The sequence below is a fragment of the Rathayibacter sp. AY1B5 genome (genome assembly GCF_002932795.1).
GTDB lineage: Bacteria > Actinomycetota > Actinomycetes > Actinomycetales > Microbacteriaceae > Rathayibacter.
This window is the reverse complement of the sequence record NZ_PSWM01000043.1, coordinates 1-9377: the sequence shown is the minus strand read 5'-3', so window position 1 is coordinate 9377 and position 9377 is coordinate 1. Positions and strand designations below refer to the sequence as shown.

Genomic DNA, 9377 nt, shown 5'->3' with positions numbered 1-9377 from the left:
CCGAGGGAGCCCCTCGATCCGCGGGCGGCTCAGGCCGGGAGGAACACGCCGATCGACCGGTCCTTCACCACGGAGCCGGCCGGCATCACCCGCCCGCTCCCGAGCCGACCGAGGCCCCGCAGCCGACGGCGGAGCCCCTGCCGCAGCCCGAGCCCACCGCCGTGCTCCCTCCGCGGACCTGCGCCGACGACCCCCGCCTCTGCACTCCCGCCCCGGAGCCGACCATCGGCGGGCCCCTCACCTGAGCCCCGGCTCGCGGCCCGCCCCGCCTGCGGGGATAGTGGAGGCATGAGCAGACTCCTCCTCGGCCTCCTGACCAACGCCGTCGCGATCTGGCTCACGACCCTGGTCGTGGCGGGCGTGCGCGTGGACCCGTACGAGGAGGGCCCCGCCGCGGCGGTCCTCACGTACCTGCTGGTGGCGGTGATCTTCGGCGTCGTCAACGCCGTCGTCGGCGGAGTGGTGCGGGTGGTCGCGTTCCCCCTGTACCTGCTGACTCTCGGCCTGGTCTCGTTCCTCGTCAACGGCCTCCTGCTGCTCCTGACCGCCTGGATCAGCGCCCTCTTCGGCTTCGGCCTCGTCGTGGACGGATTCTGGTGGGGCGTGCTCGGCGCCCTCGTTCTCGCCCTGGTGAACTGGTTCATCGGCCTCCTCCTGCGCCCCTTCCTCCGCCGCCGTCAGGACTGACACCGCGGCGTCGGCACCCGGCATCGGCCCCGTCGCCACCCCCCGGGAGGCGACGCGCGCCATCGGTGGACGATGCCGGGATCGGCCTGCTGTGGAGGAGCCGCGGTGCGCCATGATGGGCGGGTGACCCCCGACTCCCCCGCGCCCTCGGCCTTCGCCGTGTGCTTCGTCTGCACCGGCAACATCTGCCGGTCGCCGATGGCCGAGGTGGTGCTGCGCTCCCTGGCGGAGCAGGCGGGGATCGGCTCCGCGATCGAGATCAGCTCGGCCGGCACCGGCGAGTGGCACCTCGGCGAGCACGCCGACAGCCGCGCCCTCGCGGCGCTGGAGCGGCACGGCTTCGACGGGGGCCGTCACCGCGCCCAGCTCTTCGACCCGTCCCGCTTCGCCGAGTTCGACCTGGTCGTCGCGCTCGACCACGGGCACGAGCGGGCGCTGCGCTCCTGGGCGCGCACCGACGTCGACCGGCAGAAGGTCCGCCGCCTGCTCGACTTCGAGCCCGGTCTCTCCCCGCAGGGCGACGTCCCCGACCCCTACTATTCCGATGCGGCGGCGTTCGACTCGGTGCTCGCGCTCATCGAGCGCGCCTGCCGGGCCCTCTTCACCCAGATCGAACCAGGACTGCGCGGCAACCGCTCGGTCCGCCCCGACTCCACCGACGCGCGCGCCGCCCTCGCGCAGGACACCTGAGAACCGGAAGGCACCACCGCATGACCTCGCTCCCCACCCAGCCGCTGAGCCCCCTCGACGGCCGCTACAGCGGTGCCGTCTCGTCGCTCGGCGAGTACCTCTCGGAGGCGGGGCTGAACCGCGCGCGGGTGCACGTCGAGGTCGAGTGGCTGCTGGCGCTGACCGACCGCCGCCTCTTCGGCTCCGAGCCCGTCGACGCCGCGACCGCCGAGGAGCTGCGCCGCCGCGCCCGTGACTTCGGACAGCCCGAGATCGACGAGCTGGCGGCTCTCGAGGCCCGCACCCGCCACGACGTGAAGGCCGTGGAGTACCTCGTCCGCCAGTGGCTCGAGGAGCTGGGCCTGCAGCGGATCGCCGAGCTCACCCACTTCGCCGCCACCAGCGAGGACATCAACAACCTCTCCTACGCGATCGTGGTCCGCCGGGCCGTCGACGAGATCTGGCTGCCGAAGCTGCGCTCGGTCGTCGCGTCGCTCCGGGAGCTGGCCGTCCGCTACCGCGACGAGTCGATGCTCAGCCGCACCCACGGCCAGCCCGCGACGCCGACCACGATGGGCAAGGAGTTCGCCGTCTACGCGTACCGGCTCGAGCGGGTCGTCGCGCAGATCGAGGCGACGGAGTACCTGGGCAAGTTCAGCGGAGCGACGGGCACGTTCGCCGCGCACCTCGCCGCCGACCCCGGCACCGACTGGCCCGCCCTCGCGGAGGAGTTCGTCACCTCCCTCGGCCTCGTCTTCAACCCGCTGACCACCCAGATCGAGTCGCACGACTGGCAGGCCGAGCTCTACGGCAGGGCCGCGCACGCGAACCGCATCCTGCACAACGTCTGCACCGACGTCTGGACCTACATCTCGCTCGGCTACTTCCGGCAGATCCCCCAGGCCGGGGCGACCGGCTCGTCCACGATGCCGCACAAGATCAACCCGATCCGCTTCGAGAACGCCGAGGCGAACCTCGAGCTCTCCAGCGCCCTGCTCGACTCGCTCGCGCAGACCCTCGTCACCTCGCGCCTCCAGCGCGACCTCACCGACTCGACCACGCAGCGCAACATCGGCGTCGCGTTCGGCCACTCCCTCCTCGCCCTCGACAACATCGCGCGCGGCCTGCTCGAGATCGACCTCGACCCGACCGCCCTCGCCGCCGACCTCGACGGCAACTGGGAGGTGCTGGCCGAGGCGATCCAGACGGTGATCCGCGCGGAGGTGGCGGCCGGCCGGTCCTCGATCACCGACCCGTACGCGCTGCTGAAGGACCTGACCCGCGGCAAGCGCCTCGGCGCCGACGACCTCGCGGTCTTCGTGCAGGGCCTCGACATCGGCGACGCGGCGAAGGAGCGCCTGCTGGCGCTGACGCCGGGCGGCTACACGGGCCTCGCCTCGGCGCTGGTCGACCGCCTGAGCTGACGCCCGGCCCCGCGACCACGCGGATGTCGCGGTACTCGCGCGCGAGCACGGCGAGTTCCGCGGACTCGCGGGGGCGTAGCGGAGCCGGCGCGGCGCCCGGACGGACGGGTGCGGATGTCGGGGGTCGCACCTAGCGTCGGCGGCATGGGAGCGTGCGCGATCGGAGGGTGCGCCTCTGCCGTCGAACGGGGCGCCCCGCTCGCGCTGTGCGCCGCGCACCTCGGGCTGGCACACGACTGGGTCGCCCGGGAGGACGGCGTGGTCGACGCGCTGCCGTCGCCGTGCGCGGCGTGCGGGTCGCGCCTGGGCGTCCGGTTCCCCTCCGCGTGGCTCTGCGCCGCCTGCGAGTGGCGGCTCGGCGATGCTCCCGACGGCGAGCTGCCCCCGCCCCGGGTCGACGTCGTCTACTACATCCGCTTCGGCGAGCGGATCAAGATCGGCACCAGCGGCAACCCGAGGCAGCGCCTCCACCGGCTCCGGCACGAGGAGCTCCTCGCGTTCGAGCGCGGCGGGCGGGCGCTCGAGCAGCACCGGCACGCCCAGTTCGCCGACGAGCGCCTGGAGCGCACCGAGTGGTTCACCCGCAGCCCCGCGCTCGACGCCCACATCGAGACCGTCCGCGCCGGAGAGCCGGACCCCTGGGCCCTCCACCGCCGCTGGCGCAGCGAGGCCCTCGCCCTCCGGATCTGACCCGCGCGGCCGGTCAACGGCCCCAGGCATCGACGAGCAGCGGCCCGCGGACGTCGCGGAGCCGGTCGACCAGGCGGTCCGCCAGTGCGGCCGTGACACCCGTCGCGACCAGGTCGTAGGGGCCGAGGGGCAGCAGCTTCCCCGTTCGGATGCGCACCACCTCCCACCCGGCCGAGCGGAGCGCGCGGTCCTTCCGCCGGTCCGCCTCCTCGCGGTGCCCGACGTGCTCGAGGCCGTGCCGACCGGTCGAGTCGTACTCGATCGCGACGCGCAGCTCCCCGAGCACCAGGTCGGGCCACGCCTCGCAGTGCTCGAAGAACGGCCGCGCGAGACGGACCGCCGTGTGCGCCGGGTCGAAGACGAGCCGCTCGGCGAGCAGCGCGCGGAGTCGGGCCTCGACCGCGGAGGCCGGCGGCGGCGCGCACCGGCTGGCGAAGGGCTCGCCGACGGGGAGATCCGGGGTCTTCGGGCAGACGCGCGCGGGACGGGAGCGGGCCCGTGCCGGTCGAGCGGCGGGCGGCGCGGTCGACGCGAGCCTCCGGGCGATCACAGCGGGCGGAGCGACGAGAGCGAAGGAGCCTGCCTCGGGATCCGGATCGGGACCGGGATCGGACGTCGGCGCCAGCACCTCGGCGAGCCGACCGCCGATCATCGGCGCGGCCCGGGGCACGCGCGGCGAGGCGAGCTCCGCGCAGTCGGGGCACCAGGAGGAGCGGCGCCGCTCCCGGCCGGGACGGTGGCGCTGCTCCTCGGGAGTGGCGACGAAGACGTGACCGGCGTCGCAGAGCCAGCACAGGTACACATCGGCCGCGGGCGGGATCTGGCTGAGCACGATGCCCTCGTTGTACTCGGGCCGGTACTGCCGCACCAGGACGGGGTAGGACGCCCAGGCCTCCCGGTAGGTGCCGACCGCGTAGGGGACGTCGGCGCCGCGCGAGAACCGCCGCCGCTGCCACCACCGCCCGATCGACTCCGCCACCCTCCGCACGCTACGCGCGACCACCGACGCGGAGCCGCGGCGCTCGCGACCGCAGGCGGGCCGGGGGATCTCGAGACGCCCTGCGGACCACTCGACCAGCAGAGGGTGCCGGCGCTCTGCGGGAGGACGCAGAAAGCAGCCGCAGGCGGGGCCGCACTCGCGATCGAAGGGGGATCTCGATACGCCCTGCGGCCTCCTCGATCAGCACAGGGGCCGGGCGCTCCGTCGTGCCGTGCGGCGCGAGCGCATCGCGGAATCGCGTGCCAAGCGATTCCGCGGAGCGGACGCGGGACGCTCCACCCGCTCAGCCACGCTCCCGGCCGACTGCGGTGGGGGACGGCGGAGCCGTCCCCCACCTAGTGAGCGGAGTCCTGCTCGTCGATGTCCGCGATCTCGGCCTCGTCGGGCTTGAAGGTCAGCGAGAACATGGCGATCGCGACGAGCACGACGATGAAGGCGACGCCGAACGAGATGAGCGCGACGACCGGCTCGCGGGTCGAGAGCATGACGACGAGGCCGACGAAGGCCGCCATCACCGCGGAGAAGCCGATGAGCTCGAGCGGGCGCAGGCGGTCCTTGCGGGTCGGCTGGAACGTGCGGGGCGTGAACTCGCCCGGGTCGCGCGGCGGGGCGGAGTCGGCCGCCGAGGCGCGGTCGGCGGGAGAGGCGGGGTCGGGCTGCTGGCCTTCGGCGGTCATCGGTCTCCTCCGGAGGTCGGTGTCGTGGGGGCGACGGGATCGTGTCCGGTGGCTGCGTCGGCGCCGGCGGCCCATTTGAGCGAGAACGCCGCGATGGCGAGGAAGACGGCGACCATCACGGCGTAGGCGCCGAGGAGGCCGACGGTGACGACGGGGTGAGGCGGGAGGAGTCCGAAGGCGGCGCCGAGGAGCATCGTGCCGATGCCCACGATCACGGAGTCGCGGGCGGCGAGGCCCTGACCACGGCGGCCGCTCGAGAACTCGAGGAAGCCGGAGAGCAGCGCCCAGCCGGCGACGAGGGCGACGAAGGAGAGCAGGTTGGCGACGGGGAGCGCGACGAGCGCCGCGACGCCGGCGACCAGGGTGAGCACCGCGGAGCCGAGGGCGAGCGGGCGGGCCCGGCCGCTCCAGGCGCGGAGCCCGAGAGCGAGCGAGACGGCGCCGGTCGCGATCGCGAAGCCCCCGAAGACGGCGAGGCCGAACGCGGGCCCGTGGTCGGGCGAGAAGGTGACGACGCAGCCGGCGACCGCCGCGATCACGGCGCGCGCGAGGGGCAGGGTCCACAGGCGGCGGTCGGAGTCGGCGGCGATGGCCACGGTCGAGCCTCTCTGGGGTGGAGGGAGAAGGCGTCCGGGAGCGGACGGCCGGGGGCGCGGCGGTACGGCGCCGCGGACTCCAGCGATTTTACGCTCCCGCGGCTCCGCCCTGGCCCGGAGCGCGGCCCGGGGCGCGATCCGGGGCGAAGTCGCAGGCGGCTCAGCCGAGCCAGACCTCCTCGACCCGCGGGAACACGGCGTCGGCGGAGAAGCGCTCGCGGAAGCGCGCCCCGGCCTTCTCGACGACCTCGGCCCGCGCGTCCTCGTCGGTGATGAGCTCGGTCAGCGCGGCGGCGAGGCCGTCCACGTCTCCGGGCGCGACCACCCGGCCGCAGCCGTCGCCGAGGACCTCGGGGATGCCGCCGACCGCGGTCGAGACGACGGCCGCGTCGCGGGCGAGGGCCTCGAGGATGAAGATCGGCATCGCCTCGTCACGCGAGGGCAGGACGGCGAGGGACGCCTCGTCGAGCAGAGCGAGCAGGCGGGCGTTCTCGAGCGAGCCCAGGAACTCGATCCCCGGGACGCCGCGGTCGACGACCTCCGGCTCGCGGATCGGACCGGCGACCAGCAGGCGCCAGCCCTCCTTGCCCTCGACCTTCGCCCACGCCTTCTGCAGCACGTCGACGCCCTTGCGGTGGCTGACGACGCCGCCGAAGACGACGGTGCGGGTCTTCTCGCGCGGGGTGCCCTGCTCGAGCGCGTTCGGCACGAGGTGCACGCGGTCGGCGGGGACGTACCGGCGGCAGATCGCCGAGGTCTCCTCCGAGAGCGAGATGATCTCGTCCGCGCTGCGCAGCACGTCCTTCACCAGGCGCGGGTGCGCGGCGGTGAAAGCGGCGAACTCGCTGCCGTGCAGGTGGGCGACCGTCCGCAGGCCCAGGCGGTGCGCGAGGCGGAGGAGCGATCCCTCGCGGAGGAACGAGCCGCGCTCCGAGAGGTGGACGACGATCACGCTGCCGGGCTCGCGGCGCGCGATCGCGACGATGCGGGCTGCGGCGCCCGCGGCCAGGCGGGCCGCGGCGACGTGCTCGCCCGGAGCGGTGCGGGAGGAGATCACCCGGACGTCGGAGCGCTCGAACGGCCAGCGCAGGTACCCGTTGACGACCTGCGTCATGCCTCCGGGGACCTCTCCGCTGCGGCCGACGTGGTACACCCGCGTCTTCGGGCCGGCAGGGGCGGCAGGGGCACCCGCAGCGGCCGGGCGGCTGCGGGGCGGCACGGCGAGCAGCGCCTGGATGTCGTCGCGGACGCCGCGGAGGCGTCCGCGGGCGACGAGCAGCTTCTCGAGCAGCTCGCTGCGCCGCGCGACCACGGCGGAGAAGGTCTCGACGCCCGCGGCCGGCGTCGTCCGGGACATGTCGACCGTGACGTCGTGGATCCCGATGGTCTCGAAGTGGCGCGAGGCCTTCGTCGATCCGTCCATCTGCAGGCTCACCGGAGCCGCGCCCTCGGTGAACGCCATGATGATCACGTGCAGCCGGTCGCTCATCGCGACTCGGGCGGTGCGGTAGAGCTCGCGCAGCAGGATCTCGTGCTCGTCGTGGGTGTGCGCCGGATCCCAGTCGAGGATGTCCGCGTCCAGGTCGGCGGCGAGACGGCGGGAGCGCTCGGCGTCGACGGCGACCTGCGTGACCACGACGATGTCGAGCTCCTCGCGCTCGGCGAAGCCCTTGATCGCGGCCAGCCACTCCTGCTCGGGGTAGGGGCGGGCGTCCACCTCGTGGTCCTCGCGGAGGGAGAGGACGAGCACGCGCCGCTCCTCGTCGGGCTGCGCGGCGAACGCGGTCAGCTCCGCGTCGCTCGAGCCCTCGCCGTAGCCGAGGTCGGGCATGGCGGCGCCGACGCGCATGTAGCCGGCGGTCTTGTCGTCGCGCCAGCGGGTGTAGCTCGAGAGCGCCATCGAGGGCCACATGATCGCGCGGGGCAGCGGAGCGAAGTTGCGGGTGCCCACGCCGGCGCGGATCACGCGGCCGCCGCCGAGGCGCACGAGGGCGATGCCCGGGAGCATCACGAGGTGCTCCTTCATCCCGATCAGGGTCAGCTGGATCTCGCCCGGCTTGAACACCGAGTTCGCCCGGCCGGCGAGGGCCTCGCGGGCGAGCGCCGCGTACCAGCGCAGGAGCGAGCGGTACACCGTGTCGTCCGGGCCCAGGCGCAGGCCGTCGTCGTAGCCCCACGGCGAGTGGCCGACGTAGACGTGGAGCGGACCCGACTCGCGGAGCCAGTCGAGGAGCTGGCGGCGCAGGATGATGTCGCCGATGTTCTCGTACTGGCCGCGGCCGACGGCGAAGATCGATCGGGCAGGTGTCACGGGCGGGCCTTTCGGAGGGGGTCGCGTGGGGGTGACCGGTGCGGAGCGGGGAGCGTCGCGGGTCTCCCCGGCCGATCCTCCTGCCGCGCTGCCGTCGTGGGCCGGGCCGGCCGGGCTCCGCAGGAGCGGGCTCGGGGCCGATGGCGCCCCGGGCAGACTAGCGCAGACCGGCTCGGCGGCTCGAGGAGGAGTGCTCGCGTCAACAGCCGTTGGTGACCAGGAAGGCCTTGAGGAACGCGCCCGTCTGGTAGACGTACTGGTTCACCAGGTAGTCCAGGCCCATGGGCTCCCCCGAGGGCACCATCGAGAGCTCGCCGGAGTAGCAGCGCCCGATGATCATCTCGGCGCGCACGAGGTGGGGGGCGCTGGTGATCACGATGACGTGGTCCCAGCCGTTCTGCTCGGCCATGTCGCGCAGCTGCCGGGCCTCTCCCTGCGTGGTGAGCGGGTCGGCGGAGTAGCAGAGGACGTCGCCGCCGGGCTCGTTGCACTTCTTGTACTTCTTGTCGTCGTGGGGCGCGTTCATCTCGCCGGGGCCGACCGAGAGCACCATCGTGTCCGTCGCTCCGGAGGTGATGATCCGGCGGGCGAACTCGACGCGCGCCCTCGTGGACGGGCCCAGCACGAAGACCGCGTCCGCCTGCTCGGGGATCGGATCGATCGGGGGCGTGACGTAGAGGGGGATCCCGGCGCCGAAGAGGGCGAGCACCACGAGGGGGACGAGCAGGAGCCGTCCGATCACGGTGCGCGCGCGGATCCGGCGGCGTCGCGGGCGCTCCCGGGCGGGCGGGGTGGACGGACGGTCGCCGGTCGCGGTCGTGGCCGTGTCCATCGCGTCCTCCCTCTCGTCGGGACCGCCGCTCGACCGCGGCGGGTGATCCGCGACGCGGGTGCGACGGCGATCACCAGTGGACAGCCCATCATCGCAGTGTTTCGGCGCGGGGTCGGCCCGGTGAACGCCCGGTCAATTCTCTCGGCCGGCGGCCCGGACCGGGGCCGTGTCCAGAGTGGCCGGATAGGGTCGCCGTTCCTCGACCGAGCAGCGCTCCCCTCGTCCACACCGCGGACGGGCGTTCCCGGAGTCCCCTCCCGATCCGACCTCCGCCCTCCGATCCGTCGTCGACACCGAGTGTGACCGTCCCGCGTACACGCGGCCTCGGCGGTTCGCCAGTCCTTCAGCCGTGTCGCTGGTACGAGCCCGACCACCACGCCCGAACGGGGTACTACAACCTGAATCCGTCTCATCCAGCCGTCAGTCGCACGGCCCGTCTATAGCGTCGGGAGGACCAGCACCACCCCCTTGAGCAGCCCCCTCGAACCGCC

At 73.9% G+C, this 9377-nt stretch carries 9 protein-coding genes; 4 read left to right on the top strand and 5 right to left on the bottom strand.

The features are described from left to right. The first annotated feature begins 288 nt into the window (after positions 1-288). The 4 genes from C5D44_RS17260 (at position 289) to C5D44_RS17245 (ending at position 3470) form a co-directional block, all read left to right on the top strand. Positions 289-687: a phage holin family protein gene (locus tag C5D44_RS17260; RefSeq protein ID WP_104282364.1), complete on the top strand. Its 399-nt coding sequence runs from the start codon at positions 289-291 to the stop codon at positions 685-687. A 123-nt stretch (positions 688-810) separates the two neighbouring features. Then, positions 811-1377: a low molecular weight protein-tyrosine-phosphatase gene (locus C5D44_RS17255; RefSeq protein WP_258068037.1), complete on the top strand. Its 567-nt coding sequence runs from the start codon at positions 811-813 to the stop codon at positions 1375-1377. 20 nt (positions 1378-1397) lie between these two features. Then, complete coding sequence (gene purB / locus C5D44_RS17250) at positions 1398-2780, top strand: adenylosuccinate lyase (RefSeq protein ID WP_104275853.1); 1383 nt, start codon at positions 1398-1400, stop codon at positions 2778-2780. A 144-nt stretch (positions 2781-2924) separates the two neighbouring features. After that, positions 2925-3470 (top strand): GIY-YIG nuclease family protein, encoded by a 546-nt coding sequence (locus C5D44_RS17245; RefSeq protein ID WP_104282362.1) that lies wholly within the window; start codon positions 2925-2927, stop codon positions 3468-3470. Between the two features lie 13 nt (positions 3471-3483). Here C5D44_RS17245 and C5D44_RS17240 read toward each other — a convergent pair whose 3' ends face one another. The 5 genes from C5D44_RS17240 to C5D44_RS17220 form a co-directional block, all read right to left on the bottom strand. Next, on the bottom strand, positions 3484-4449 hold the full coding sequence (locus tag C5D44_RS17240; RefSeq protein WP_104282361.1) for a hypothetical protein: 966 nt from the start codon (positions 4447-4449) through the stop codon (positions 3484-3486). Positions 4450-4805: 356 nt separating this feature from the next. Next, complete coding sequence (locus tag C5D44_RS18620; protein ID WP_258062947.1) at positions 4806-5147, bottom strand: hypothetical protein; 342 nt, start codon at positions 5145-5147, stop codon at positions 4806-4808. Continuing rightward, positions 5144-5743: a DUF308 domain-containing protein gene (locus C5D44_RS17230; protein ID WP_104275856.1), complete on the bottom strand. Its 600-nt coding sequence runs from the start codon at positions 5741-5743 to the stop codon at positions 5144-5146. Before C5D44_RS17230 ends, C5D44_RS18620 begins: the two co-directional genes overlap by 4 nt. A gap of 160 nt (positions 5744-5903) precedes the next feature. Further along, the gene (locus C5D44_RS17225) at positions 5904-8054 is read right to left on the bottom strand and encodes a glycosyltransferase family 4 protein (RefSeq protein WP_104282360.1); all 2151 of its coding nucleotides are present in this window, start codon (positions 8052-8054) and stop codon (positions 5904-5906) included. Positions 8055-8253: 199 nt separating this feature from the next. Beyond that, positions 8254-8886, bottom strand: a complete 633-nt coding sequence (locus C5D44_RS17220) for a YdcF family protein (protein WP_104275858.1) — start codon at positions 8884-8886, stop codon at positions 8254-8256. Positions 8887-9377 lie beyond the last annotated feature (491 nt).